The sequence below is a fragment of the Streptomyces sp. GL_141 genome (assembly GCF_057834385.1).
On record NZ_CM174402.1, the window covers coordinates 3,902,715 to 3,926,647 of the forward strand.

At 69.5% G+C, this 23,933-nt stretch carries 24 protein-coding genes, 1 tRNA gene and 2 pseudogenes; 18 read left to right on the forward strand and 9 right to left on the reverse strand.

The features are described 5' to 3' along the window. Positions 1–29 precede the first annotated feature (29 nt). On the reverse strand, positions 30–542 hold the full coding sequence (locus tag AC3IX6_RS16960; protein WP_489370935.1) for a phosphoribosyltransferase: 513 nt from the start codon (positions 540–542) through the stop codon (positions 30–32). After that, the gene (dcd, locus tag AC3IX6_RS16965; protein WP_053675430.1) at positions 539–1,126 is read right to left on the reverse strand and encodes a dCTP deaminase; all 588 of its coding nucleotides are present in this window, start codon (positions 1,124–1,126) and stop codon (positions 539–541) included. Before dcd ends, AC3IX6_RS16960 begins: the two co-directional genes overlap by 4 nt. Before the next feature lie 455 nt (positions 1,127–1,581). On the opposite strand from dcd, the gene AC3IX6_RS16970 reads away from it, so the two are divergent. Continuing rightward, positions 1,582–1,655 (forward strand) — tRNA-Gly (locus AC3IX6_RS16970). Positions 1,656–1,771: 116 nt separating this feature from the next. Here AC3IX6_RS16970 and AC3IX6_RS16975 read toward each other — a convergent pair. Both AC3IX6_RS16975 and AC3IX6_RS16980 read right to left on the reverse strand, forming a co-directional pair. Next, entirely contained in the window at positions 1,772–2,545 is a 774-nt protein-coding gene (locus tag AC3IX6_RS16975) for a hypothetical protein (protein WP_489370937.1), read from the reverse strand. A 2-nt stretch (positions 2,546–2,547) separates the two neighbouring features. Continuing rightward, complete coding sequence (locus tag AC3IX6_RS16980) at positions 2,548–3,288, reverse strand: helix-turn-helix domain-containing protein (RefSeq protein WP_489370938.1); 741 nt, start codon at positions 3,286–3,288, stop codon at positions 2,548–2,550. A gap of 610 nt (positions 3,289–3,898) precedes the next feature. Here AC3IX6_RS16980 and AC3IX6_RS16985 point away from each other — a divergent pair. The 6 genes from AC3IX6_RS16985 to AC3IX6_RS17010 are packed head-to-tail and all read left to right on the forward strand — an operon-like array spanning position 3,899 to position 8,020. Beyond that, on the forward strand, positions 3,899–4,300 hold the full coding sequence (locus tag AC3IX6_RS16985) for a WXG100 family type VII secretion target (RefSeq protein WP_489370939.1): 402 nt from the start codon (positions 3,899–3,901) through the stop codon (positions 4,298–4,300). Between the two features lie 22 nt (positions 4,301–4,322). Continuing rightward, positions 4,323–4,628 carry a WXG100 family type VII secretion target gene (locus AC3IX6_RS16990; RefSeq protein WP_489370940.1) on the forward strand — a complete coding sequence of 102 codons (306 nt, stop codon included), beginning with the start codon at positions 4,323–4,325 and terminating at the stop codon, positions 4,626–4,628. Next, positions 4,628–6,406 (forward strand): RNase A-like domain-containing protein, encoded by a 1,779-nt coding sequence (locus tag AC3IX6_RS16995; protein ID WP_489370941.1) that lies wholly within the window; start codon positions 4,628–4,630, stop codon positions 6,404–6,406. Before AC3IX6_RS16990 ends, AC3IX6_RS16995 begins: the two co-directional genes overlap by 1 nt. A 27-nt stretch (positions 6,407–6,433) precedes the next feature. Continuing rightward, on the forward strand, positions 6,434–6,991 hold the full coding sequence (locus AC3IX6_RS17000; RefSeq protein ID WP_489370942.1) for a hypothetical protein: 558 nt from the start codon (positions 6,434–6,436) through the stop codon (positions 6,989–6,991). Positions 6,992–7,050: 59 nt separating this feature from the next. Then, positions 7,051–7,350, forward strand: coding sequence for an RNase A-like domain-containing protein (locus AC3IX6_RS17005; protein WP_489370943.1), 300 nt, complete (start codon positions 7,051–7,053; stop codon positions 7,348–7,350). A 13-nt stretch (positions 7,351–7,363) separates the two neighbouring features. Then, the gene (locus tag AC3IX6_RS17010) at positions 7,364–8,020 is read left to right on the forward strand and encodes a contact-dependent growth inhibition system immunity protein (RefSeq protein ID WP_489370944.1); all 657 of its coding nucleotides are present in this window, start codon (positions 7,364–7,366) and stop codon (positions 8,018–8,020) included. 88 nt (positions 8,021–8,108) lie between these two features. On the opposite strand, the gene AC3IX6_RS17015 is transcribed toward AC3IX6_RS17010, so the two are convergent. Together AC3IX6_RS17015 and AC3IX6_RS17020 are read right to left on the reverse strand one after the other, a co-directional pair. Continuing rightward, positions 8,109–9,110, reverse strand: coding sequence for a hypothetical protein (locus AC3IX6_RS17015; protein ID WP_489370945.1), 1,002 nt, complete (start codon positions 9,108–9,110; stop codon positions 8,109–8,111). Between the two features lie 232 nt (positions 9,111–9,342). Continuing rightward, a complete protein-coding gene (locus AC3IX6_RS17020; RefSeq protein WP_489370946.1) occupies positions 9,343–9,516 on the reverse strand; it encodes a hypothetical protein in 174 nt (57 codons plus the stop codon). Positions 9,517–10,483: 967 nt separating this feature from the next. Between AC3IX6_RS17020 and AC3IX6_RS17025 the strand changes: the two genes are divergently transcribed. The 4 genes from AC3IX6_RS17025 (at position 10,484) to AC3IX6_RS17040 (ending at position 14,257) form a co-directional block, all read left to right on the forward strand. Then, entirely contained in the window at positions 10,484–10,687 is a 204-nt protein-coding gene (locus AC3IX6_RS17025; protein ID WP_489370947.1) for a cold-shock protein, read from the forward strand. 312 nt (positions 10,688–10,999) lie between these two features. After that, entirely contained in the window at positions 11,000–12,514 is a 1,515-nt protein-coding gene (locus AC3IX6_RS17030; RefSeq protein WP_489370948.1) for a DEAD/DEAH box helicase, read from the forward strand. Positions 12,515–12,680: 166 nt separating this feature from the next. Then, positions 12,681–12,992, forward strand: a complete 312-nt coding sequence (locus AC3IX6_RS17035) for an SCO5918 family protein (RefSeq protein WP_489370949.1) — start codon at positions 12,681–12,683, stop codon at positions 12,990–12,992. Between the two features lie 926 nt (positions 12,993–13,918). Then, positions 13,919–14,257: a MerR family transcriptional regulator gene (locus AC3IX6_RS17040; RefSeq protein ID WP_489370950.1), complete on the forward strand. Its 339-nt coding sequence runs from the start codon at positions 13,919–13,921 to the stop codon at positions 14,255–14,257. 149 nt (positions 14,258–14,406) lie between these two features. On the opposite strand, the gene AC3IX6_RS17045 is transcribed toward AC3IX6_RS17040, so the two are convergent. Next, complete coding sequence (locus tag AC3IX6_RS17045) at positions 14,407–15,702, reverse strand: protein kinase domain-containing protein (RefSeq protein WP_489370951.1); 1,296 nt, start codon at positions 15,700–15,702, stop codon at positions 14,407–14,409. Positions 15,703–15,855: 153 nt separating this feature from the next. Between AC3IX6_RS17045 and AC3IX6_RS17050 the strand changes: the two genes are divergently transcribed. The 6 genes and pseudogenes from AC3IX6_RS17050 to AC3IX6_RS17075 all read left to right on the forward strand — a co-directional run bounded on the left by AC3IX6_RS17050 (position 15,856) and on the right by AC3IX6_RS17075 (position 20,450). Next, positions 15,856–16,086 (forward strand): hypothetical protein, encoded by a 231-nt coding sequence (locus AC3IX6_RS17050; RefSeq protein WP_489370952.1) that lies wholly within the window; start codon positions 15,856–15,858, stop codon positions 16,084–16,086. Between the two features lie 368 nt (positions 16,087–16,454). Continuing rightward, a pseudogene (locus tag AC3IX6_RS17055) lies at positions 16,455–17,039 on the forward strand (DUF5994 family protein). A gap of 77 nt (positions 17,040–17,116) precedes the next feature. Beyond that, positions 17,117–17,383, forward strand: a complete 267-nt coding sequence (locus AC3IX6_RS17060; RefSeq protein WP_489370953.1) for a hypothetical protein — start codon at positions 17,117–17,119, stop codon at positions 17,381–17,383. A gap of 11 nt (positions 17,384–17,394) precedes the next feature. Beyond that, entirely contained in the window at positions 17,395–17,712 is a 318-nt protein-coding gene (locus AC3IX6_RS17065) for a hypothetical protein (RefSeq protein ID WP_489370955.1), read from the forward strand. A gap of 253 nt (positions 17,713–17,965) precedes the next feature. Then, positions 17,966–18,895 carry a hypothetical protein gene (locus AC3IX6_RS17070; protein WP_489370957.1) on the forward strand — a complete coding sequence of 310 codons (930 nt, stop codon included), beginning with the start codon at positions 17,966–17,968 and terminating at the stop codon, positions 18,893–18,895. Positions 18,896–18,950: 55 nt separating this feature from the next. Continuing rightward, a complete protein-coding gene (locus AC3IX6_RS17075; RefSeq protein WP_489370959.1) occupies positions 18,951–20,450 on the forward strand; it encodes a hypothetical protein in 1,500 nt (499 codons plus the stop codon). 15 nt (positions 20,451–20,465) lie between these two features. On the opposite strand, the pseudogene AC3IX6_RS17080 reads toward AC3IX6_RS17075, so the two are convergent. Continuing rightward, positions 20,466–20,975, reverse strand: a pseudogene (locus AC3IX6_RS17080) (sigma-70 family RNA polymerase sigma factor family protein); the annotation flags it as partial. A 468-nt stretch (positions 20,976–21,443) separates the two neighbouring features. On the opposite strand from AC3IX6_RS17080, the gene AC3IX6_RS17085 reads away from it, so the two are divergent. After that, positions 21,444–21,950 carry a GtrA domain-containing protein gene (locus AC3IX6_RS17085; protein WP_489370960.1) on the forward strand — a complete coding sequence of 169 codons (507 nt, stop codon included), beginning with the start codon at positions 21,444–21,446 and terminating at the stop codon, positions 21,948–21,950. 77 nt (positions 21,951–22,027) lie between these two features. On the opposite strand, the gene AC3IX6_RS17090 is transcribed toward AC3IX6_RS17085, so the two are convergent. Further along, on the reverse strand, positions 22,028–23,857 hold the full coding sequence (locus AC3IX6_RS17090) for an alkyl/aryl-sulfatase (protein ID WP_489370962.1): 1,830 nt from the start codon (positions 23,855–23,857) through the stop codon (positions 22,028–22,030). Between the last annotated feature and the right edge of the window lie 76 nt (positions 23,858–23,933).

Below are 23,933 nucleotides of genomic sequence, written 5' to 3' on the forward strand. Positions count from 1 at the left end.
GCCCCTCTCCGTATGTGCCTGCACGCCTGTCAGGCGTCGAGGACCTGCCCCTCGCGCTTCACGACGGGCGGTTCGACCGACCAGGGGAAGTTGACCCACTCGTCGGTCTTCTTCCACACGTACTCGCACTTCACGAGCGAGTGGGACTTCTCGTAGATCACGGCGGACCGCACCTCGGCGACGTGCCCGAGGCAGAAGTCGTGCACGAGCTTGAGCGTCTTCCCCGTGTCCGCGACGTCGTCGGCGATCAGCACCTTCTTGTCGGTGAAGTCGATCGCCTCGGGCACGGGCGCCAGCATGACCGGCATCTCCAAGGTGGTGCCCACGCCGGTGTAGAACTCCACGTTCACCAGGTGGATGTTCTTGCAGTCGAGGGCGTACGCGAGGCCACCGGCGACGAAGACGCCGCCGCGGGCGATGCTCAGGATGATGTCCGGCTCGTAGCCGTCGTCGGCGATGGTCTGCGCCAGCTCGCGCACGGCCCGGCCGAAGCCCTCGTAGTCGAGGTTCTCGCGCACTCCGCCACTCACTCCGTCACTCATGCCTCGTGCCTCACCTGGGTCCGGTGGAAGTTCTGGAAGGACCGCGAGGCCGTCGGGCCGCGCTGGCCCTGGTACCGCGATCCGTACCGCTCGCTCCCGTACGGGAACTCCGCGGGCGAGCTGAGCCGGAACAGACACAGCTGTCCGATCTTCATACCCGGCCAGAGCTTGATCGGCAGCGTGGCGAGGTTCGACAGCTCCAGCGTCACGTGGCCCGAGAACCCGGGGTCGATGAAACCGGCGGTCGAATGCGTCACCAGCCCGAGCCGGCCAAGACTGGACTTCCCCTCCAGTCTGGAGGCGATGTCGTCCGGCAGCGAGATGACCTCGTAGGTCGAGGCGAGCACGAACTCACCCGGGTGAAGGATGAACGCCTCGTCACCGTCCGGCTCGACCATCCGGGTCAGATCGCTCTGCTCGGTGGCGGGGTCGATGTGGGCGTAGCGGTGATTCTCGAAGACCCGGAAGAACCGGTCGAGACGTACATCGATGCTGGAGGGCTGCACCATCGACTCGTCGAAGGGGTCGATGCGAACCCGTCCGCTGTCGATCTCGGCCCGGATGTCTTTATCAGAGAGAAGCACGTCCCGAGGATACGCAGAGCGCGCGGGCCGCCCCAATCGAGGCGGATGCCCGCGCGCCGGTGTCTACCGCTTCGGCGCCGCTCCCACGGGCACGGCATGCCGCAGCCGCGCACAGCGCGGACACCGAAGCAGCCGCCCCGGCCCGATCCGGCCGGCACCGAGGTGCTGCAGCGGGAACGAAGCGGTGCTGAACACGTGCCCTTCGGCACAACGGACGACGGTGTGCTCCATCGAGTCCCTTTCCCCAACCAGCCGTACTGCGATGAATCGCCACATTAGGGGATGAACAAGACCCACTCCAGCCGCCGCTCCGCACACACAAGGTACGCCCCAACTCCCGCCCCCACGACCCTCCATACACCCCGCACGCGACACCACTCCCGGGGCGAATTCACCAGGGGTCGATCATGGGGTAGGGTGAGAAACGATGGCGCTCCAGGCAACTGGACCACTGCGCGGATGTAGTTTAATGGTAGAACATGAGCTTCCCAAGCTTATAGCGCGGGTTCGATTCCCGTCATCCGCTCCACAGCAAAGCCCCAGGTCAGCGACCTGGGGCTTCGTCATTGTCTAGACCTATTCAGGAGTCCCGCACCACTTGCGCACCACCTTGGCGGCGACGAGGTCGCGGGCCTTCGGCTGTTCTCACGTCGTCGCAGGCGGAGACAAGAACCCGTACATGGCCCGGCCGTCCGCCCGGGCGCCCTCGTCGGCCAGTTGGCGCCAAGCTGCATGCTGCGGATCGCTCAAGGCCTTCGCGAACGCGAGCTTCTTACGGTCGCCCTTGTCGAGTTGGTCTCTGAGTTGCAGCGGATTGGCGGGCAACGAGAGCAAGAACGCCAGATCGCGATAGTGGCGCTCCGGCGAAGCAGTCTTGATGCTCACCGCTGCAGCCTTCGCCACGATCGCCCCCAACAGGCTGGGGCGTCGGATCCGGCCCGTCCTCGACCCCAGTCGCACTCTCACAGCCTCGGTTCTCTGCGCAGCCTGCCGTCCGCCCGGCACCTCCAGCGTGCGTCCGGGCGGCGTCGTGGTGAGGTCTGCACGGGGGCCGAGGTTGTCAGGCGCCAGCAGATCCACCACCAACCGCTGCGGCCCCACACCGCGCTGATAGCGGTGCAACAAGTTGCCCTGCGGCGACATGCCGGCTGGGGAGAATCCGAGCCGTTCCAGCGCCGCGACCAAACGACGCAAGCTCTGCTGGTCCGACTGCACGTCAGCCAGGACATCCAGGTCGGCGCTCGCCGCCGGTGGAGTCCGACCGTGCTCCAGGCCGTGCAGGAGCACCATCTGCCCACCGATCAGCGACCAGGCATCCGGCACCTGCTCCGAAAGATCGAACAGCACGCCCCACAACTCCACCAGCGGGCCGGTGAACAGGTCCGACTCCAGTCGTACATCGGACAGATCAGCCGCCATGATCACACCTTCCGAGGCTGCGCGTAGCGAATCAGCAGAGACTCGAGCAACCCAGTTGCGGCAGCGTCGGCTCGGCTCTCATGGAGGTCCAGCAAGTCGGCCGCCACCACTGAGGCGGGGACGTCATGGCCCTGCCCTGGGGCTTCAGACCTTGAGGTCAAGAACGGCCACATCTCCGACGGGGGGATTCGGACCGAGACATTGCCCCGCCCTTCATCACGGACCATGCCGAACGCGGCTTCCAGCTTTTCGACCCGGTCGGGGTGTACGTAGATCTCCGCAGGGCCGAGGGAGATGTAGTCCGCCCCTGTCTGCGCCGCAGCACTCGCTCCTCCCCGCACCACATCCTGAGCGGCGAGCAGAACTGGCAGTACGCCTGAATGAACGCGGTACGAACGAACCTCGGCACGGGCGGCAAGGAGTTCCTGGACCAGAGCTGGAGACAGTTGCCCGTGGGCAAGGAGGTTCCGCAACCGCGTCCTCACCCGGGACTTCTCTGCATCGGACAGGCCCACCGGCTGATGGCCGTCCAGCACCGCCAGAACGCCCCATGCGTTGCGGGCCGACAGAGGTCTCCGCGAACGGCGGCCCCGGTCCTTGCGATCCCGGACGCTGCCCCCGGCAACCAGCCAACGGCCACCGACCCGCTGCCCCTGCAGCTTTCCGTCATGCAGCAACTGACGGACGCGGGAATCATCCACCCCGAGCAGGGCCGCAGCCTCTTTCACCGACAGCAGTTCCATGACCATCTCCTTGCGCCTCCCCTCACGAAACCATGAGAGAACACGCAAGCAGTCTCCTACCCAGCTCCCCTTGCGTCAAGCCTCACGCAATCAGGAGCCAAGGCGCAACCGCCGAGGCAGGGGCGTGCCGCACGACCCAGGCCAACGGACACGTGCCCCATCCGTGCCCTTCCGAGCGGCAAACAGCGGTCAATACGGGTACGGGCGGACCCTCGAGGTAGCCCTTCCAGAAGGCTGTTTACGCAGGTCAGATGCCATATGAACACCCCAGGCAACATAGATTCCCAAGCCTATAGCGCGGGTTCGATTCCCGTCATCCGCTCCATAACAAAGCCCCAGGTCAATGACCTGGGGCTTGTTTGTTGCCTAGGCCTTTCGGGGCCCGCGTGCCCTTCGCGTGCCATAACCACCCCAGATGTACGTCAGGTTGGGCTGAGGGGTGTTCACGGCAGGTCCAGGAAGACGGTGGCTGCGGGGCGAACGGGAACCACCGCCACGCCTGGTTCCTCGTCCACGACTCCCACCTCCGGTCGACATACCGCCCCCCACTAGGGTGAACACCCGTACGTAGAGACAGGCGTACGAACGGTGCGACGGGCGGGGGCTCAGGATGCAGAACGCCGATCTGGGCGTCTCGGAGGACGGCCTCACCGGGCTGGCGAACGACCTCGACGAGATGCAGCGCTATCTGGAACAGCAGATCCGCAGCATGGACGGGGTCGTCGACAAGATCGCCGCAGGCTGGCAGGGGCCCACTGCCACCGCGTACCGCTCCCTTCACCGCGGCGTCGCAGAGGATGCCGTGCGCATCCGCAAGGTGGTGGTCCTCCTCGAAGCGGCCATGCGCGCCTCGCGCGACGGCTTCACCGAGCAGGAGCTCGAGGTCCTGGCCTCGTTCCGGCGGTCACAGCAGGGCGAGGACGTGTCCACCGCGGCCCGCGCGCTCACCGTGCCCGACCCGGCGCCCGCGCCGGACGCCGGCCGGCCGACGAGTCGCCTTCTGGACATCTGAACCACGGAGGGGGATCACCACCATGCCGGACGAAGACCGGATCACCGTCGACTTCGCCACCCTGCAACGCCTTTCGGGAGACCTGGAGGAGATCCTCCGCGTCCTCAACGACAAGCTCGACACGCTGTACGGGCGGGCCACCAAAGCCGTTCTGGGTTGGGACGGCGAGGCCCGGGAGACCTTCATCGACGAACTGGACAAGTGGAGCCGCTCCGCCGACGACCTCAAGGCCGCCCAGGCCTGGCTCCATGAAGTCGTGGTCAAGGGGCATCTCAACTACGCCGCGGCCAACAGGTCCGTGCTCGAAGGCTGGGGAGGCGGCGCCTGATGGCCGGCCCCTCGCCCTCCCCCACGCCGTCGCCGGGCGGAAGCGGCACCATCGACGTCAAGCCGAGCGACCTCTGGTCGGTCTCCGGACGGGTCGCCTCGCAGCAGGACCTCCTGGTGCGCGGTGCCAACAAGCTGCTGGACGAGCTGGGCCGGTACCCCGACGCCGGAGGCGCCGGCACCGAGGCCCAGAGGTTCGCCCAGGCGTACAAGAAGATCGGCGACCGCTGGCTGGAGGTCTGGGGCCGTTCCGTGCTCAGCGTCGGCGGCGTCGCCGTCGGCTTCACCGAGACGGCCAACGCCTACACCAAGGCGGACGCGGCGGCCCATCCGAAGCCGGGCATGACGGCCGAGCAGCGCCCGCGGCCCGCGGTCATCGACAGGGCTCCGAACTTCGACCCGCTGCCCGACATCAAATGGGGTGACGACGACGGCGGCGACGACATCCTGCGCGGCCTGATGGAAGCCGTCCCCGAAGTCGTCCGGGACCTCCTCCAGCCGCTGTGCAAGCACGTGTTCCGCGCCGGCAGGGTGGCGGACGTCCACCCCTTCCCGCAGCAGCACTACCTCAACGCGCTCTGCCACAGCTGGATGGACGTCTCCGTCACGGCGACGGTGGTGGCGGACCAGCTCACCCAATCCGTCGGCACCATCACCAACCACCAGCAGGCCGACTGGGAAGCCGCCATGCGGACCTTCTGCAGCGCCCTGTGGGGCGGCACGAACTGGGGCCGGTCGCGGTACGGCTACCAGTGGGCGCACACCACCGACTCCGGCCCCCGCACGCCCCGCTTCCCCACGAACAGCCAGCCCGTGCTGTCCGTGCTGAAGGACACCGCCGACAGCATGGCCACCATCCTGCGCGAGTACGCGGAAGCCGCCGTCGACCTGAACCGCGACGTCAATGACGAACTCGAACGCGCCATGCTGAAGGCCGCCAAGGAGATCGTCGAAGACCTGTCCAAGCCCAAGAACCCCAAGGACCTCCTCGGCACCGTCACCTCCGCCCTCGGCAAGGGGGTGGGCTTGATCCTCTCGTTCGACGTCAAGACCGTGCTGAACATCGACACGGCCAAGCTGAACCGGATCGTCGACACGTACACCGGCATCCTCGGGGGCCTGACCACCCGCATGGAGGCACTGAAGGTTCCGCTGGACGAGGCGTACCTGAGCGCCCCCAAGTTCGAGGCCGGCGTGGCCCGTGCGCACGGTTTCGGCATGCGGTCCCTGGAGGAGTTCAAGGACTCGCAGATCTGGCTGAAGATCGATTCGAACGGAAACTACGACCTGAACCTCGGCGCCAACGAGTACTCGTCGGGCGGCCACTCACTGGACAGGCACGTCGGCAAGACGGACGAGCAGCTGGCGCAGCGCCTGCGCGACCAGCAGGACCCGAACGCCGGCGCAGGACCGAGCTGGCCGCACGGCAGGCCGGGGATCGGCAGTTCTTCCGCTTTCCCGGACCACCGGCGGGCGGAGGATCTGACCGAGTACAACCTCAACCAGAACAAGGCTCGCATCGAGGCGTGGATCAAGGGCCCGCCACCGCCGGCCGACGGCGACGTCAAGCCGTTCTACGCAACGGCGCCCAGCGGTGAATCCAGCGGACGCAGTGTGAGCAAGCAGCCCGTGGATCCGAACGATCCGCTGTCCGGGTACAAGCAGGGCGGCCTGAACGCCCACGGAGTCGACGTGAACGGTATCGACACCCGCATCCGGTACGACAGCAGTCGCACCCCGCCGTTCACCGTCATGACGTCGATGCCCTACAAGCCGTAGCACTCCACAGGGAAAGGCCGCCACCACATGCCCGTCGACCAGCGATCCTGGGAAGTCGCGGTCCGCCGTCTCTTCGAAGACGCGAACCCCTACGACGCCACGGGCCCACGCCGCCACGAGGACTGGGTCCTCGATGTCGTCGCGCTGATGGACGGGGTCCCCGATCCGCGGGGCTGGGCCGCTCTCGACGATGCGGCGCAAGGCCGCTACGAGCGGTCCCCCTCGTCCCACTTCCCAGCGCACCCCCCGGAGTTCATCGCACCGCGTCTCCGGGAGATCGACCGGGCCAGTGCCGAGAACCTGCTCCTGGCCCTCACGGACGACGGCTGCACCCTGTCCAGCCTCAAGCGCTTCACGGAGAGCGAAGAAGAACTGCGGGCCATGGCACGCACGATCCTCGCGCGGTACGGGGACACGGCGACGTATCACACCAACGTCGACAGGCCCGGACGCGTCCCCGGCACCCTCGACTTCACGACGCCGAGCTGGGGCTACAGCCCGTTGAGCGTCTATTCCGAGGACTACGGCCTGATCGTCGTCACGGACACCGAAGTGGGCATGTTCTGGAACTTCGCCGACTACTGATCCGCCTGCCGATCCCTACGCGCGCAGCTCCTGACCAGGCGATTTGAGAGGATGCCCCCGTGCTCACCCGTTCCGCCTCCTATCCCGACCGCGAGACCGCCCAATGGGCCACCCAGCACGTGGTGACCGCCAACGAGCAGGTCATCCACCGTTGGCTCGCCCAGAACACCCGGGCCCGCCTCACCGTCGAGGCCGCCTGGCCCTCCCGCGAGGAGCCCGTGGGCAGGGTCCAGCTGGAAGCCGATCTGTTGGCCGGGCACGGGCCCGTCGACGTCCGCGCGGCGCGCGTCGTGCTGCGCCGCGAACCGTCGAGCCCGCACGGCTTCGTCGTCCGCACGACCGTCCCGTTCTACCTGTAGGGGCCGCACGCACATGTCCATGAAGCCCCTCGAACACGACCGCCGGTACGGCGAGCTGGACCGGGTGATGCGCGCCTACCTGGGCCAGCCCGCCGACGACACCCCGGAGCGGCGCAGCCGTGCGCTGGAGGCGTACCTCCGGCACACCTGGCACACCCGTCCCTCGGCCGTCGCGGAGGCGGAGCGCCAGCTGCGCGAGTACAGCCGCAACCCTCCGGGCCGGATCCGGCAGGGCCTGGGCGAGTTCTACGCGATCCCGGACACCGGGATGCCCCAGTCGGAGATCGGCGACTGGCTGATGGTGCTGGCCGACCACCTGAAGCAGAGCATCGAGGAAGGCGACGTACCGGAACCGTCGTCCCCGCAGACGCACTGGGAGTGGCACGCGCGCTTTCCGGAGACCGCGCAACTGCTCGGGGGCTGGTTCTCGCAGGACATCGTCGACGAGTTCCCCGATCACGACGCCGCCGTCGCCGACTACGCCGACACCACCCACCCCCAAGTGGTCGCGCGGCTCGTGGGTGAACTCCACGAGCTGCTCGCCCTCCCCTTGGACGAGGGGGACTACGCACTGGCAGCGGCCGAACTCGGCATGGAGGTGGGCCCGCCCGAGCCGTTCTCCCACGGCGCCTGGTTCCAGTCACTGGCGACAACGCTGTCCGGTACCTGATCCAACCCTGGCGGCCGGCCCCGCGGACTCGGCCCGCAGGACGCCGGCGTCGCACACGGGCTGCGCTTGTCCCGGTGCACGACCGCACCTAGCTCGCGAGCGCCGTGAACAGGCCGCGGATCTCTTCCGCGTCCGCGATCACCGGCAGGGTGTCGAAGGAGAGCTCCCACTCGCCCTTCGGGCCGATGCGCTCGACGATCCCGAAGGGGATGTCGGTGCCCTTGGGGTCGGTGCCGTCGGGGTCGGTCATCGTGCCGTGCCACTCGATGTAGGTGGTGGTGCGGCCGAAGGCGACCTGGCCCGCCTTGAACTCGACGTCGGCGTTCTCGAACAGCCGCCGCAGGTAGGCGGTCTTGCCCTCCTGGGTGGTCAGCGGCCGGTCCAGGCCGGGCCCGGCCAGCTTGGCGTTGCCGGTACGGGCGGCCAGCGCGGCAGCGTCCCCGCTGTTCCAGGCCGCGAGGCGGGCGGGGATTTCCTGGGCGTGGAACCGGTCGGGGCCCGCTCCGCGCGGGCCGGGGCCGGCCGGGTCGGCGATGCCGGCGAAGAGGGGGGCGGGCCGCTGAGACTCGGGCAGGACCCGGAACAGCTCGTAGCGGTCGTAGTAGCGGCGGGCCTGGATGGTCTTGCCGTCGTCGCCGAGGACGTTGCGGGCGATCTGCGGGTAGCTGACCTTGTGGCCCTTGAGGGTGACCGTGTTCTGCTGGCCGAACATCATCACGGCGCCGTCGGCGACCACGTTCGTGCCGCGGTAGCGGAGGTCCGGCACAAGGCGGAGTGAGTTGCTGATCGAGGCGCCGATCACCTCGTGGCCGCGCTGGGGCTTGCCGCCGGCCTCCCAGAGACTGGCCTCCTCGTCGAAGATGTCGAGGTAGGTCTGGAGGCTGGGGGCCTCGCCGAAGGCGATCTGCCGCTTCATGAAGGCGCAGGCGTTCGGGGTGATCCGCCCTTCGAGCCGGTCCACCTTCTCGCGGACCTCGGCGCACTCGCCGCCCTCGGCGGTGGCGGTGGCCGGCGCGGCACCGATGGTGAGGCCTGCGAGGAGAGTGGCCACCGCGAACACTCCGGTGCGCGTGTACCGCCGCATGTTCATGTCGTTCCCCGTTCGTGATCACTTGATCGCTTCGATGGATCAAGCTTCTTCGAGGGCGCCGGAGAAGACGATTACCTCAGGGGTAACGACGGGCAGTTGACAGCGCGGATGACAACCGACCACGGATGACAGGCACTGGCACGGAGCTCGGTCGTGGCGGCGAGACCCCCACCCGTCTTGGTAGGGGTCTCGTCCCGTAGCGGCGCGGGCGGAGGTGCCGCCCTTCGCGGGCTCAACTGCTCTTGTACATCGGGACCGTGAAGCTGACCTTCTTACCGTTGTGGTAGTCGGTGCTGTCCCACACCGAGATGTGAGACCTGTCCTGCATCCGCAGGTGCAGCACCTCATCGGCGTTGTTCCAGTTGTATCCGACGAACTGGAAGTTCGGCTCGGGACTGTCTCCCATTCTCCTGTTTCCCCAGCTGCAGATACGCGACGCGTCGTTCTTGCAGATGGACCAGGCCCTGGCGTACAGGTGGCAGTCCTCTCCCTGCCATACGTCGATACGCTTCAGCCTCGCGTCGGACGAGCGCCACGTTCCGTTGAACCGGTTGGCGGAGCACGAGGCGGCTGCTTCTTTCGTCGAGGTGACGGTGAGTACCACTGCGAGGGAGAGCGTCAGGGCGGCCGTCAAGAGCACAGCCATGATCTGGCGTAGTGGAATGCGGGCAGAAGAGACCTGTGTCATCGTGAACCTCCGATAGCGGGCCGCAGCGCGGGGCATCCCGTCGCCACACACGCGTCGTCCCCTACTCGCCTGAACGCCACCCGTTCGGGCCCAGATCCGGCCCTTTACCCCCTGCCTATTCCAGAGCAGCACTCCGCAATCCTGATCGCAAGTCGGCAGGGTTTTACATTTCGCGCACGATTCAATGATGAATGCGCTTCACAGTGGATCGGTCAACCGAGTGACAACCGGGGCGTACATCAGCGCAGTGCCATGGACGCCGCCCCACAGTCCGAGCACGAGCACGGGGATGAAGGGGCTCGTCGGGGTCACCCCGCGACGCAGGGTGGGCACGCCACGGTCCCGAACTTCAGCTCGGCCGAGTACCCGCGCTTTCGGAAAACACTGCACTCGGAGTGAATCAATATCTATCCCCGCCACCTGAGGGTTTAACGCGCACCGCAAGGAGAGTTATTACCGCAGCATGGGGGGTGTGTACATTCGACCCGTGCGGCCCGCTGTGGCGTGCTACTGTCCATCTCGGTTGCAGTTTTGGTACCCAAAAACTTAAAGCACCTCCAGTCGGCCTCCGCGCCGCATGGCAGTGCTTCATATTTCCGGTCAATTTCCGGGCGGGGCATCATCGCGGCGACACGGTCTCCGCACGGTGCGGAGGCTGGTGTACTGCCCCCCAAGGAGATCTGACATGGCTGCCGGCACCGTGAAGTGGTTCAACGCGGCAAAGGGTTTCGGCTTCATCGAGCAGGACGGTGGCGGCGACGACGTCTTCGCCCACTTCTCGAACATCGCCGCCCAGGGCTTCCGCGAGCTGACCGAAGGCCAGAAGGTCACCTTCGACATCGTGTCGGGCCAGAAGGGCCCGACGGCGGAGAACATCGTTCCCGCCTGACGCTGACTCGCGTTTCGCAGCTGGGGCCCGCATCCCTCGGGGTGCGGGCCCCAGCTGCACACAGCTCCCGCGGTGCGTCCACCCGCGGGAGCGAGCACGGGATGCCGCCCCGCCTCCTCCCGGCCGCGCCCGAGATCGTTTCTCCGGCTTCCGCGTCCTCATGACGCCACCCCCGTCGCAGCGCACGAACCCGCGCACATTTCTCGCGGCCGGGTCGCTTCCGTATTTCACTCGGCACATTCCGGCAATTCCTCGCGCCGCTCTTCCGCTGCGGGAATTCCTTGATGCGTGCCGTATCAAGGATGGTTTCGCATGAACCCCACACGTAAGAACGAGCGCTCGTCCCGTACCCGCAGCCGCACCGGTGGCCCCGCTTTCGGCTCGGGCTCCGGTGCAGAGCGAGGCAGCCGATTCGCCGCCCCGGCTCGGAGCCGTTCCGCAGGTCCGAGCCGCTCCGGCGGCTCCGGCCGCCGACCCGTCGCGGTCCAGGGCGAGTTCGCGCCGCCGAAGACGATCACGCCCGCGCTGCCCGCCGTGGAGGCCTTCGCCGATCTCGACATGCCGGCCGAGCTGCTGGCCGCCCTCGGCGCGCAGGGCGTGAGCGTGCCCTTCCCGATCCAGGGCGCCACCCTGCCCAACACCCTCGCGGGTCGTGACGTGCTGGGACGCGGCCGTACCGGCTCCGGCAAGACCCTGGCGTTCGGCCTCGCCCTGCTGGCCCGCACCGCCGGGCAGCGCGCCGAGCCCCACCAACCGCTCGCGCTGATCCTCGTACCCACCCGCGAACTGGCCCAGCAGGTGACCGACGCCCTCACCCCGTACGCCCGCGCGGTCAGGCTCCGCCTGGCCACGGTCGTCGGCGGCATGCCCATCGGCCGCCAGGCGGGCGCGCTGCGCGGCGGCGCCGAAGTGGTGGTGGCCACCCCGGGACGGCTGAAGGACCTCATCGACCGCGGCGACTGCCGGCTGAACCAGGTCGCGATCACCGTCCTGGACGAAGCCGACCAGATGGCGGACATGGGCTTCATGCCCCAGGTCACCGCGCTCCTGGACCAGGTTCGCCCCGAGGGCCAGCGGATGCTGTTCTCCGCGACCCTGGACCGCAACGTCGACTTGCTGGTGCGCCGCTACCTGACGGACCCGGTCGTGCACTCCGTCGATCCCTCGCAGGGCGCGGTGACCACGATGGAGCACCACGTCCTGCACGTCCACGGCGCCGACAAGCAGCGGACGACGACGGAGATCGCCGCCCGAGACGGCCGCGTGATCATGTTCCTCGACACCAAGCACGCAGTGGACCGCCTCACCCAGGAGCTCCTCGACAGCGGGGTCCGCGCCGCGGCCCTGCACGGCGGGAAGTCCCAGCCGCAGCGGACCCGGACCCTGGCCCAGTTCAAGACCGGACACGTCACCGTCCTGATCGCCACGAACGTGGCCGCCCGCGGCATCCACGTCGACAACCTCGACCTCGTCGTCAACGTGGACCCGCCGACCGACCCCAAGGACTACCTGCACCGCGGCGGCCGCACCGCCCGCGCCGGCGAGTCCGGCAGCGTCGTCACCCTGGTCACCCCCAACCAGCGCCGCGACATGACCCGCCTCATGCAGGCCGCCGGGATCGTCCCGCAGACCACCCAGGTCCGTTCCGGCGACGAGGCCCTCCACCGGATCACCGGTGCCCAGGCCCCCTCCGGCATCCCCGTCACCATCACCGCGCCGGTGTCCGAGCGGCCCAAGCGCAGCGGCTCCTCCCGCGGGCGGCGCGGGCCCACGTCAGCTGCCCGGCGCGCGAGCGCGCGGCAGTCCTCCTTCGACGCGGCGGCCTGACGATCCCGTGATCAGAAGACTGACCCATCTCTGCAGGAGGCACGTGGTGACACTGGTCCGGATGCAGCCCCGCTCCGCCAGAGCCAACCCGGCGTCCTCGCCGTCGCGCGCTGACCCGCCTCACCACGACAGAACCGTCCCCCTCTCCTTCTTCCTGTGAGGCACCATGCGCTGTGTCATCGCCCGCTTCCCGTTCGACCTGACCAAGAGCGGCGTCCTGGAATCGATGAAGGGCATCAAGCCCGAGGAGGTCCTCGGCGACTCCGTGATCATCGGCCGTCGCATCTACCCCGTGAAGCAGGTCGGCCAGGTCATCACCCGCCAGGACAGGCGTGACTTCAGCGTCGGCGAAGTCCTGCGGGCCATGACCCAGCTCGGCTTCACCTGCCGCGGACTCCCCCGGGCCGCCGCGCCCGCGGTCGCCCTCAGTCCGCTCCATCAGGCATCCGCGATGCTCGGCGTCCCGGTGGCGGTCTGACCGACACGACCGGCGCGAGCCGGCACCGGAACAGCGAGGAGGGCCCGACCGGCACGCCGGTCGGGCCCTCCCGCGTACGCACGGTTCCCTTACGTGGCCGCCCGGTCAGTGGTACCGATTACCTCCTTCTCGGCCGCATGAAAATCTATCGCGGCTGGAGTAGACATTGGATGGTGACGTGGCTATGGTTTCTCTCGTAGCCCAGAGAGACAGAAGGCCTGGCAGAGACGAACTGCCGGGCAGAGGTACCCGTAGTACGAGCAGTCGCAGTTCAGCAGGGCGGTGCGGTCGTGGAGTGTCGAAGCCATAGCGGTTGCATGACGGCGACGGGACTGACGACCGGACCGGGCGGCCCGCAGTGATCAGGGGCCGCCGAGAGCAGTACCGCAGTTACCGCAGTGGCAGTACCCGTGAATGCAGTGCGTAGTACCCAGCAGTGAGTCAGTGAGAGCAGCACCTCGGTGAAGGCGTCGGCTGCGGGCGCGCGCACCGGGAAGTTCGGCAGTGGGGTTCCAAGCCAGAGCAGACGCACGACGGGCAACGGGGCTGGCTGCCGGAGAGTGGCGCTTCCACAGGCCACCACGCAGTACGCGTCACCAGCAGTGCGCTTCACCAGCAGTACGCATCACCAGCAGTACGCAGTACCCAGAAGGCAAGCAGTTGATCACCGAGGGAAGAACGGAGGAGCCGAGCGCCATCAGGATCGCCCGGGGAGAAGTCTGGGCCCGGGTACCGCAGGACATCGATAGTGAGGTGGTCTCCGGTCAAGCAACCAGGATCCCCGCACTCCCGGCAGCATCCAGGCCGGGTCGGCGGAAACACAGGGTCGGCGCAGTATCAGGGCCGACAGATGGTGTAGTAGTTCCTTCGGGGCCCTGGTGCCATAGGCACCAGGGCCCCTCCACGCGTTCCACGAGAGAGGTGCAATGACAGCAGACGACTCGTTCGGCCGTCTCGACGACGACGACTACCCCGCCTACACCATGGGCCGGGCCGCCGAGATGCTCGGCACCACGCAGGGATTCCTCCGGGCACTCGGCGAAGCCCGTCTCATCACCCCGCTGCGCTCCGCCGGCGGACACCGCCGCTACTCCCGCTACCAGCTGCGCATCGCTGCCCGCGCCCGCGAACTCGTCGACCAGGGCACACCCATCGAGTCGGCCTGCCGCATCATCATCCTCGAAGACCAGCTCGAAGAGGCCCAGCGCATCAATGCCGAATATCGCCGCGCCACAGAATCGTCCACACCGTCGGACTCGGCCTGAGGCGAATGTGTCCGTCCGGGACGGTGGTCCCGCGACCGGAACACCCCGAGCCGGAACTCCGCCTCAGTGGCGCGTCCACCCGCACCGCTGAGGCGGTGGCGCTCAGCCCCGCAGCGGCCCGGGGCTTCGCCGTTGTCCGGGCCCCGCCGCTACGACTGCGGCTTCCAGAGCGTCACTTCGGTGAGGTAGGTCGGGATGTCGTACTGCTTGCTGGTCGAGGGCTCGATGCCGACGATCTTCACCATCGCGAGGTTGCCCTTGGACGTGACCGTGCAGAGCAGATCGCCCCGAACGATGGTGCTGTCCGCTCCGGTCAGGGCATCGCTGTTCAGCTTGTCGGGAATCGGGTTCGTGGCGGCTCCGGTCGCGCACTGCTCCGGGGCGGGGCCCAGGCTCTTGCCGAACGTCGTTCTGCTTTCGAGGGCTTCGTATCCCATCTGCAGCTCCCGGTTGCCGCTGGAGATCTCTCCGAACGGCGCCACCTTCGGGAAGTCGAGGTCCACGTCGTTGAACTTGCCGAATTCCCTGGGAGCCAGGAGCTTCAACGACTTGTCCTTGAACACCACCGTGTAAGCGGGAGCGGCGGGAGTCTGCGCTTGCGCGGACATCGATGCCTGGGGCTGCGACTCGGACGAAGCGGGCATCGGCTGGTCCGCCGCCTTGTCCCCGCCCTTGGCCTCGGTCCCGCCCTTGTCGTCGGCGCGCGTGAGGTACCAGGTGCCGCCCGCGGCCAGGACGACGGCCAGGACCCCCGCGCCGACGATCAGGGGCACCCGGCCGCGGCCACGGTTCGGGGGCGCGGGGTAGGGAGCGGGAGGAGCGTGGGGAGACGGGACGGGTACGGGAGCCGTGGCGGTGGCGGCGCCGTGTAGCGCGGCATGGGGGCCTGGTGTCCCCTGCATCGGATGGCCCTGCTGGATCGGACCGCCCGGCCCGGACGCCGCCTGCGTCGGCACGTAGGTTGGGTTGTACGAGGGCGGCGGCGGGGTCTGTGAGGGCGTCTGCGAGGGCATCTGCGGGGGCGACTGCGACAGCTGCTCCCGTCGTGCGATCTCCGCCGCGAGCCCGGCGGGCAGCCAGTCCTGGAGGTCGCGCAGGGGGCGGCCCGCCGCCCGCTGACACCACTCGGCCAGCTCCGCCGGCCCCGGCCGCTGGGCGGCATCGGCCGCCAGGCAGCGCTCCAGCAGCGGCCGTAGCCGATCCGGGTAGCCGCTCAGGTCCGGTGCCTGCTGCGGAGTGTTGGCGATCGAGGCGGCGATCGAGATTCCGGCGCCGTCGCCGTACGGGTGGCGCCCCGTGGCCGCGACCGCGGCGATCAGTCCCAGCGCGAAGATGTCGGTTGCCGGGGTGACCTGGCGGCCCAGCGCATGCTCGGGCGACATGTACTGCGGGGTACCTATGAACCCACCGCTGCGGGTGAGCTGGGTATCGCCCCCCCTCGGCACCGAGGGGACGGCCCGCCTTCCGGCGCCGCCGGATCGAGGACGGGCGTCACCCGTAGGTCACACCTCATGGTCGATATGATGCAGATTGTCACTATGCATGTCAGCGTGATTCGCGAGGAATCCCCATCCCACGGATCAAGAGGAGTCGCCGCCATGGGCGATACACAGGACAGGCACCAGGAACCGGGCAAGGGCCGCGAGGCGCAGGATCACCATCGCGCCGGGGACCCCGCACGGCCCCAGCCGGGCAAGGCTTCCCGCGAGCAAGGGCAGAAGCAGAAGCAGGAGCAGGAGCAAGGGCAGGAGCAGGGGCAGAAGGAGACCTCGCGCCGCCTCGAGGACGACCTGTTGCGCGAGGAAGACCTGCACGACGAGACGTTCTGACCGGAGCACCACTCACCCACACAACCGGAGCCCGGCCGCGGGAGCGTCAGGGATGGGATGGCCTGGTCGCGGGTTTCGACCAGGCCATCGATATCGATATCGATGGCCTGGTCGCGGGTTTCGACCAGGCCATCGATATCGATATCGATATCGAGGACCAGGTTGTCGCCCGGGTGCAGATCGAACATGGTGGCGCCCGCTCCATCGACCGCCGAAAAATGCCTGGTCACGCCGGTCAGAGTCCGCCGAACGGGCGTACAGTGGAAGGACTGGGAGTACTTCGCGCACCTGCTTTCACGCGGGTGTCATTCCTGGCGATCGCCTAAAATCCGGGCCGCCGACGGGCGGTCCGGGGGCAGGCCAGCATCATGATCACCACCCTCGACCGGACCTCGCCCCGCGATCCCGCCGCAGAGCTCCCGGCCCTCCCGGCCCGCTTGTCCCTCACCCCGAAGACCATGCTCGCCGGCCAGCTGGACGGGGCCTGGTGGCCCCGCTCCCGCGACCTCGCGATCGAGCTCCCCGCGCTGGCCGCCGCCCTGGAGGAACCCTAGGGCCGCATCACCCGCGTCACCGTGAACCCCACCCGCTGGCTCGCCGTACCGCACACGGTGCCCGCGGACGGGCGCACGCTGCACGTGGGCTGGTTCACCGAACAGGACCCCGACAAACTGATCCTGCTCTCCTACACCGTCGGCCGCTGGGACCTCCTCGTCATCCCGCCCGAGACCGAGCCCGCCGCCGCGGCCCGCCTGATGGCCGCCGCCGCCATCCCCGGCAGCGTCCTCACCGCGAGCGTCCTGATGGCCAACGAAGCCACCATCGGGCGCGGCATCCGCGACGCCCAGCGCCAGGAATCCGGCTGGGAGAGCGAAGGCGGAGCCTGCACGTCCCCCTTCGGAAACCCCGCGGATCGACGCATCCTGCCACTGCCCGGCAACGGCTGGAGGTGAGCTCCGTGGAGACACCAGTCGTCGAGCGGAGCCCCCACCCGCCCGCTCCTCGCCCACCACGAAGGGAACGCGCCCACGTGAAGTACATCGAGACCCAGACACTGCCGTCGCTCGGACACGCCGAGGTACGGATCATCGCGCACACGCCCGAAGCCGCCCGCGCGGTCGCAGAAGCACTGCGCGGCTGCTTCGCCGGCGCGGAACAGCGCAGCTATCCCGCCCTCGACGGCAACACCCGCCTCCACCTCACCGTGGACACGGCGACACCCGCCGGCCCCGCCCGCTCCTGGCTGGCCGCCAGCCGGACCCCCGTCGGCGCCGGCACCCACTCCGACGAGACCTGAAGGACGCGGTCATGGCCACACTGCGCGAACGCAGGACCTACCGCGATGAGGTACTCCGGGTCCTGTACGAAGCCGTCGAAGGCAACCGCCTCCTCGGCATCACCGGAGCACAGCTACGGCGCGACCTCCACGTACCGGAACAGGACTTGGCCGCCGCCTGCACCTACCTGGCGGGCGAAGCCCTGATCACCGTCGACTGGGAGCCGGGCAACACCCCCGCGATGGTCACCCTCACCCACGAAGGAATCCGGCGCATGGAGTCCGAGGAGGAAGAGCACGGATCCGGTGTCGAGATCGATTCAGCCCGTCCTCGACCGCAGTCTGCATGACGGCTCTCAGCAGCCGATAGGGCTTCGCCCCCTCGCGCCGGCCAACCGGCCGAGGCCAGAAGAACACGCACCATCCCAATCGGCAGCGCCGGTTCGCCGTCATCCCGGTGCGCGCCAAGACCTCGGCTGAGAGAGCCCTCGGACTTCCTCATCTGTGTACCGAGGCTGCCTTGTTGGAAGATGGTGCGGATCAGGGACCCGCGGGCTAGTTCCGCGCGCGGAGGCGGAGCACGGGAAGCAGGGGGCGGCTCGGATGGGCATAGCGATCTTCGATGCGATGGGGCTCGAGAAGAAGAACGGCAAGCGGCGCAAGGAGCTGATCCGGCGCCAAGAGCGGCTCACCGAGGGCCTCGTGGCCGAGGCGGAGGCGCAGGAGCGGGCCCGGCGCAGGGCCTACCGCAAGGCGCTGGTGCCGTTCGCCGAGGTGTTCTCCCGGCTGAAGAACGTGGACCTGCCCGAGCTGGCGGCCCTCGCCGAGCCGGCGGAGACCGAACTGCCGGATGTGGAAGTGCGGCGCATCCAGCTGGACGCGGTGAACGCGGTCCTCACCCTGGCGGGCGGTGTCGCCGTCGGGGCCGGTGCGGCCGCGGGGACGTTCGCCGCGGTGGGGGCCTTCGCCGCCGCGTCCACGGGAACGGCCATCTCCGCCCTGTCCGGGGCGGCCGCGACGAGCGCCACGCTCGCCTGGCTGGGCGGCGGATCGCTGGCGGCGGGCGGCGGCGGGGTGGCGGCGGGTACGGCGGTGCTCACGGGCATCGTGGCCCTGCCCGCGCTGCTGGCGGTGGGGGGCTTCATCGAGTGGAAGGGCCGCAAGGACCTGCGCGCGCAGCGTGCCGTCGCCGCCGAACTCAAGAAGCTCGCTGCCGAACTCCGCGCCGCGGAAGCCCGCGGCGCGGCCGCGGGCAAGCGCAGCCGCCAGGTGCGGCAGCTGCTGAACCGGCTCCGCAAGGAGATCAGGCGCCGGCTGCCCGCTTTCCGGGCCCTGGTGGACGGCCAGGAGGACTACGGCTCCTACGGGCCCGCGCAGCGGGCGGAGGTGGCCGTCCTCGTCGGTCTGGCCGGGGCTCTGGCCGCCGTCATGGGGACTCCGATCACCGACGAGGAGGGTCAGGTCACCGACCTGTCCGACCGCGTGGTGAAGGACAGCCGGGCCCGGCTCGGAGCCCTCGTGACCGCCCGGTGAGCGGGCGGGAAACGGGCGGGAAGCGGCCGGGCAATGAGCGGGAGGTGAGCGGGAGGTGAGTGACACCGAGACGGACCTGGAGACGGACGCGGGGATCCGGCCGGTGCCCGGTCGGGCGCTGCCCGGTGCCGTCGATGCCGCCGCCTGGGCGCTGGCGGACCGTGCGACCCGGCGGCTGGCCCTCGCCACCCTGGAGACGCTGCGGACCAGGAAGACGGCGCAGGCCCTGGCCACCCGCTACGTGAACATCGGCAACGAGCAGCGCGCGGGGCACCTCTTCGAGGTGATGCACGCGCTGTCCTTCAACCTGTCCGCCCTGGACCAGGGCGCTTCGGTGCGCGCCGTCGTCACCGAATGGGCTCCGGGCGGTTCGCGGACCGACCCGGCCGATCTGAACCTGCTCGATGCGGGCCGCCTCGTGGGGCGGGCTCAGGCGAAGCTCTACCAGCAACCGTCCACCACCGCCGAGCAGTTGGCCCGTCCGCACTACGACGGCATGCAGCGCCTGGTGGCCTCCGACCGGCTGGCGGCCGTGGAGAACCTCCTGGACAAGCGGCTCACCATGCCCGCGGAGGGGCTCCGGTACGAGAACTACCAGGATGCCCGCGCCCAGGTGACCGACCACCTCGAACACGGTGGCGTGCGCAGCGAGGGCATCACGCTCGACGAAGCGCACCGGGCGGCGCGCGACCCGCGCGGGTGGGCGGACCGGCAGTCCGCGCGCGCCGGGGCGCGGCAGATGGCGGGTGCCGCCGGGTCGGCGGCCGTGCTGGGCGGGATCACCGCCGGGGTGGGTGCGGCGGTGCGCGAGACGGCCCGGGTGCGGGCCGGCGAGACCTCGGCGTCCGTCGCCGCCTTCACCGCGGTCGGGTCCGCCGTGGGCGGGGCCGCCCGCTCCGGGTCCCTGGCCGTGCTCGGCGAAGCCGTGCGGATCTCCGCCGCCGCCGGTGTCCTGCCGGCCGCGCTGGGCGGCGGCTCGCTCCCCGGGGCCACCGCACAGGCCGCGTTCGCCGTGGCGGAGGCCGGGCTGGACCTCGCGCGGGGAAGGATCAACCCCGGGCAGTTCGCCGCGAGCGCGTCGACCGCGGTCGTGTCCACCGGCCTCGCCTGGGGCTGCGGTGTCGTCGGCCAGACGCTCCTGCCCGTTCCCGTCGTGGGCGCGCTGGTGGGCGGGGTGGTGGGTCAGGTGGCCGCCACCGTCCTCGTCCAGGGGCTCCAGATCGCCGTCGTCGCGGCCCGCGCGGACGCCGCGGCGGAGGCCCGGGTCCGGCTCCTGGAACAGGAGGCCGCCACGGCCGTCCTGCTGGCGGACGCCTTGCGTCGTGCGACGGAGCGGCTGGCCGGGGAGCGCAACGCCTACGTGGCCCGGGAGGTGCTGCCCCGGTTCGGCCGCGTGCAGTCGGCGCTGGCCGGCGACCGTCCCGCGCTGGCCCTCGCGGAACTCGCCGAGCTCACACGGCAGTTCGGCGGGCAGCCGGTCTACGGGACGCAGGAGGAGTTCGACGCGTGGATGCTCGACGGGTCGGCCTCGCTCCTCCTGAATCCCAACGGGTGACTCCCCCGGCGCGCGTCACCACTCGGTGATGAGCGACGTGTCCGTCCCGTGCTCCCGCCAGGCTCCGCTGAGGCGGGCAAGGCGGTTGGGGGCGGCGATGCCCCGCACGGTTGCGATCCTGTCGTCGACGAGGTCGAACGTCACGGAGCCCACGACCTGTTCGGCGAGCACGAAGAGCAGGGCGGGGGCGCCGTTGAGGACGGCGTAGTGGATGGCGGGCGTGCCGCCGATCAACCGCCGCTTCGCGGGGGTGGGCTTGAATCCGGCCCTTGCCATGGCGGCGATGCGCTCCGGGGTGTCGTACCGGATGAGCGTCTTGGCCAGGCCGGCGGCGTTGGAGTCGGAGATCGCGATGGCATTGTCGGTGAGCAGCGCCACCAGCCGTTCGGTGCGGCCCGAGGTGGCCGCCGCGAGGAACTCCTCGACGATCTTGCGGGCGGATGCCGGGTCGACTTCGCTGCCGCCGCGGCGCCGCTCGGCGGTGATGTGGCCCCGGGCGCGGTGCAGGTGCTGCTGGCTCGCCGTGCCCGCGAAGATCTCGGTGAGCTTCCGGGTCTCGATCTTCTGACCGGCCGCGAGCTGGTGCAGCCGCAGCCGCTCGACGAAGTCCGGCTCGGCGTTGATCACGGTGATCTCGGTGTCCGCCGGGGACAGCCGACGGGCCAGGTTCCCGGCCACGTAGGCCCCGGCGTAGCCGGCACCGAGGACGAGGATGCGGTGCTTCATGTGGTGCTCCTGTCGGTTCGCTGGGCTCTCGGTGACTGAGCGGGGCAGCGCGCCGATTCCTGACAGGAACCTCATGTGACGTGGGTCACGGGCGGGCGGGGGCCGCGGGGATCCGGGCCGCCAGGCCGTCCAGCAGCCTGCCAGGTCATGAGTGGCGCCGCCGGCAGCAAGTGCGGCACCACTCACGCCCTAGCAGTGGTGCCATTGATGTGCCATCATGGCACCACTGCGGCACGCCGTGCGGTTCACCATCGGAGGGGTTGGATCATGGAGACAGTGCAGAGCCGGAAGCAGACGGCATCCGGCGCCTTCACCGCCTTCTCCCGCTTCGTGCTCTGCGGCGGAGGGGTGGGCGTGGCCTCCAGCTTCGCCGTCGCGGCCCTCGCCTCCTGGATTCCCTGGATCCTGGCCAACGCCCTGATCACCGCGGGCTCCACGCTCCTGGCCACCGAACTGCACGCCCGCTTCACCTTCGGCGCGGGCGGGCGGGCAACCTGGCGCCAGCACGTGCAGTCGGCCGGATCCGCGGCGGCCGCGTACGCGGTGACCTGCGCGGCGATGCTCGTCCTGCGGCAGGTCGAGGCTTCGCCCGGCGCCGTGCGCGAACAGGTCGTCTACCTGTCCGCCTCCGCGCTCGCCGGTGTCGCGCGGTTCGCGGTGCTGCGCCTCGTCGTCTTCGCGCAGCACCGCTCGGGGACCGCGGCCGTGGCCGCCGTCGGTATCGCCCGCACCGCGGCCCCGGCCGGGGCCGCGGACCTCTGCCGCGCGGCCTGACGGCGCGACGGCCTCGGGGTCCGACGGCCCGACGGCCCGACGGCCTCAGGGCCTCAGGGCCTCAGGGCCTCAGGGCCTCAGGGCGTGACGATCGGGAACGCCGGGTCGGGCTTCGTCACGTAGGAGAACAGGCGGCTGAGGAGGGCCGGGGATCCCGAGGTGGAGATGGTGTCCGGGGCCTGGCCCGCGAGGACGGCCAGCAGCTGGGGCTTGGTCAGGGTGAGGGTCAGACCGGCCTCGGTGCGGGGATCGGTGACGGTGCGGTGGGTGAGGGCGCCGTTGTGGAGGGTGAGGCGGTGACGGGTGCCCTCGTCGGTGAGGACCAGGTCGATGGTGAGGTCCTCGTCCCAGGCCCGGGGGCCGTCGATCCGGACGGCGATCGAGTCGAGGAGCATGTCGGTGGTCAGGGCCATCGCCATCTCCGGGTTGGCGGTGTCGAGCAGGGCCGCGTTCTCGCCGTGGCGCAGTTCCATCGCGGAGGTGAGGTAGAAGTTGCGCCAGGGGCCGTTCTCCGCGCCGTGGCCGAGCTGGTCGTAGACGCCCGCGAGGGCCTCCTTGGCGTCCGTACGGCCGGGCTCGGCGAAGACCAGGTGGTTGAGGAGGGTGGCCGCGAAGCGCAGGTCCCCGGAGTCGGCGTAGGCGCGGGCCTTCGTCAGGGTCTGCTCGGGGCCGCCCATCGAGTCGACGTAGCGGCGGGCGAGTTCGACCGGCGGGTGCTCCCAGAGGGTCGCGACGTTGCCGTTGAACCAGCCGAGGTAACGCTGGTAGATCGCCTTCACGTTGTGGGAGAGGGAGCCGTAATAGCCGCGCACGTGCCAGGAGTTCTCCAGGGCGGGCGGCAGTCGCAGTTCCTCGGCTATCTCCGGTCCCGTGAGGCCCGCGTTGAGCAGGCGCAGCGTCTGGTCGTGCATGTACGCGTACAGGTCGCGCTGGGTGGAGAGGAACGCGACGACGTTCTCCCGGCCCCAGGTGGGCCAGTGGTGGCTGGCGAAGGCCACGTCGTAGTCGTCGCCGAAGTACTCGATCGCCTCGTCGAGGTAGCGCGACCAGATGCGGGAGTCGCGGACGACGGCGCCCCGCAGGGTCAGGATGTTGTGCATGTTGTGCGTGGCGTTCTCCGCCAGGCACAGCGCCCGCTTGTCCGGGAAGAGGAAGTTCATCTCGGCCGGCGCCTCGGTGCCGGGGGTGAGCTGGAAGACGATCCGTACGCCGTCGACCGTCTCCTCCTGCCCCGTGGAGGTGATGTCCACGGTGGGCGGGATGAGGGTGATGGTGCCGGTGGAGGTGGTCATGCCCAGACCGGCGCCGATCTGGCCGTCGGGGGCCTTGGGCAGCCGGTCCCCGTACATGAAGACGGCGCGGCGGGTCATGGCGTTGCCGGCGTAGACGTTCTCGCTGACCGCGTGCTCCAGGAAGCCCTCGGGGGCGAGGATCGGTACGCCCTCCTCGGCTCCGCGCGGGAGCACGCCGCGGGCGCCGCCGAAGTGGTCGCCGTGCGAGTGCGTGTAGATCATGCCGGTGACCGGGCGGTCCCCCCGGTGCTCGCGGTACAGCGCCAGTGCGGCGGCGGCGGTCTCGGCGGATATGAGCGGGTCGATGACGACGACCCCGCGGTCGCCCTCGACGAGGGTCATGTTCGACAGGTCGAGGCCCCGGACCTGGTAGATGCCGTCGGTGACCTCGTAGAGGCCCTGTTTGGAGGCCAGCTGCGCCTGCCTCCACAGGCTGGGGTTCGCGGTGTCGGGGCAGTCGGCCTCCAGGAAGGCGTAGGCGTCGTTGTCCCATACGGTGCGGCCTTCGGCGCCCTTGACCACGGCGGGCACGAGGGCGCCGACGAATCCGCGGTCGGCGTTCTCGAAGTCGGTCACGTCTTCAAAGGGGAGGGCCTCGAAGGGGAGGTTGGCCATCTCTCGCTCCATTCAGCGGGGGTCGACGCCGGACATCGCCTCATCTCAACATCAGACCCGGCCGGGTGCACTTTGG

What these genes read in the sequence shown, in the direction of transcription:
- AC3IX6_RS16960 (WP_489370935.1), bottom strand. Translation starts at nt 542, where the DNA reads ATGAGTGACGGAGTGAGTGGCGGAGTGCGCGAGAACCTCGACTACGAG.
- AC3IX6_RS16975 (WP_489370937.1), bottom strand. Translation starts at nt 2,545, where the DNA reads ATGGCGGCTGATCTGTCCGATGTACGACTGGAGTCGGACCTGTTCACC.
- AC3IX6_RS16980 (WP_489370938.1), bottom strand. Translation starts at nt 3,288, where the DNA reads ATGGAACTGCTGTCGGTGAAAGAGGCTGCGGCCCTGCTCGGGGTGGAT.
- AC3IX6_RS16985 (WP_489370939.1), top strand. Translation starts at nt 3,899, where the DNA reads ATGCAGAACGCCGATCTGGGCGTCTCGGAGGACGGCCTCACCGGGCTG.
- AC3IX6_RS16990 (WP_489370940.1), top strand. Translation starts at nt 4,323, where the DNA reads ATGCCGGACGAAGACCGGATCACCGTCGACTTCGCCACCCTGCAACGC.
- AC3IX6_RS16995 (WP_489370941.1), top strand. Translation starts at nt 4,628, where the DNA reads ATGGCCGGCCCCTCGCCCTCCCCCACGCCGTCGCCGGGCGGAAGCGGC.
- AC3IX6_RS17000 (WP_489370942.1), top strand. Translation starts at nt 6,434, where the DNA reads ATGCCCGTCGACCAGCGATCCTGGGAAGTCGCGGTCCGCCGTCTCTTC.
- AC3IX6_RS17010 (WP_489370944.1), top strand. Translation starts at nt 7,364, where the DNA reads ATGTCCATGAAGCCCCTCGAACACGACCGCCGGTACGGCGAGCTGGAC.
- AC3IX6_RS17015 (WP_489370945.1), bottom strand. Translation starts at nt 9,110, where the DNA reads ATGAACATGCGGCGGTACACGCGCACCGGAGTGTTCGCGGTGGCCACT.
- AC3IX6_RS17020 (WP_489370946.1), bottom strand. Translation starts at nt 9,516, where the DNA reads ATGGGAGACAGTCCCGAGCCGAACTTCCAGTTCGTCGGATACAACTGG.
- AC3IX6_RS17025 (WP_489370947.1), top strand. Translation starts at nt 10,484, where the DNA reads ATGGCTGCCGGCACCGTGAAGTGGTTCAACGCGGCAAAGGGTTTCGGC.
- AC3IX6_RS17030 (WP_489370948.1), top strand. Translation starts at nt 11,000, where the DNA reads ATGAACCCCACACGTAAGAACGAGCGCTCGTCCCGTACCCGCAGCCGC.
- AC3IX6_RS17035 (WP_489370949.1), top strand. Translation starts at nt 12,681, where the DNA reads ATGCGCTGTGTCATCGCCCGCTTCCCGTTCGACCTGACCAAGAGCGGC.
- AC3IX6_RS17040 (WP_489370950.1), top strand. Translation starts at nt 13,919, where the DNA reads ATGACAGCAGACGACTCGTTCGGCCGTCTCGACGACGACGACTACCCC.
- AC3IX6_RS17050 (WP_489370952.1), top strand. Translation starts at nt 15,856, where the DNA reads ATGGGCGATACACAGGACAGGCACCAGGAACCGGGCAAGGGCCGCGAG.
- AC3IX6_RS17065 (WP_489370955.1), top strand. Translation starts at nt 17,395, where the DNA reads ATGGCCACACTGCGCGAACGCAGGACCTACCGCGATGAGGTACTCCGG.
- AC3IX6_RS17070 (WP_489370957.1), top strand. Translation starts at nt 17,966, where the DNA reads ATGGGCATAGCGATCTTCGATGCGATGGGGCTCGAGAAGAAGAACGGC.
- AC3IX6_RS17085 (WP_489370960.1), top strand. Translation starts at nt 21,444, where the DNA reads ATGGAGACAGTGCAGAGCCGGAAGCAGACGGCATCCGGCGCCTTCACC.
- AC3IX6_RS17090 (WP_489370962.1), bottom strand. Translation starts at nt 23,857, where the DNA reads ATGGCCAACCTCCCCTTCGAGGCCCTCCCCTTTGAAGACGTGACCGAC.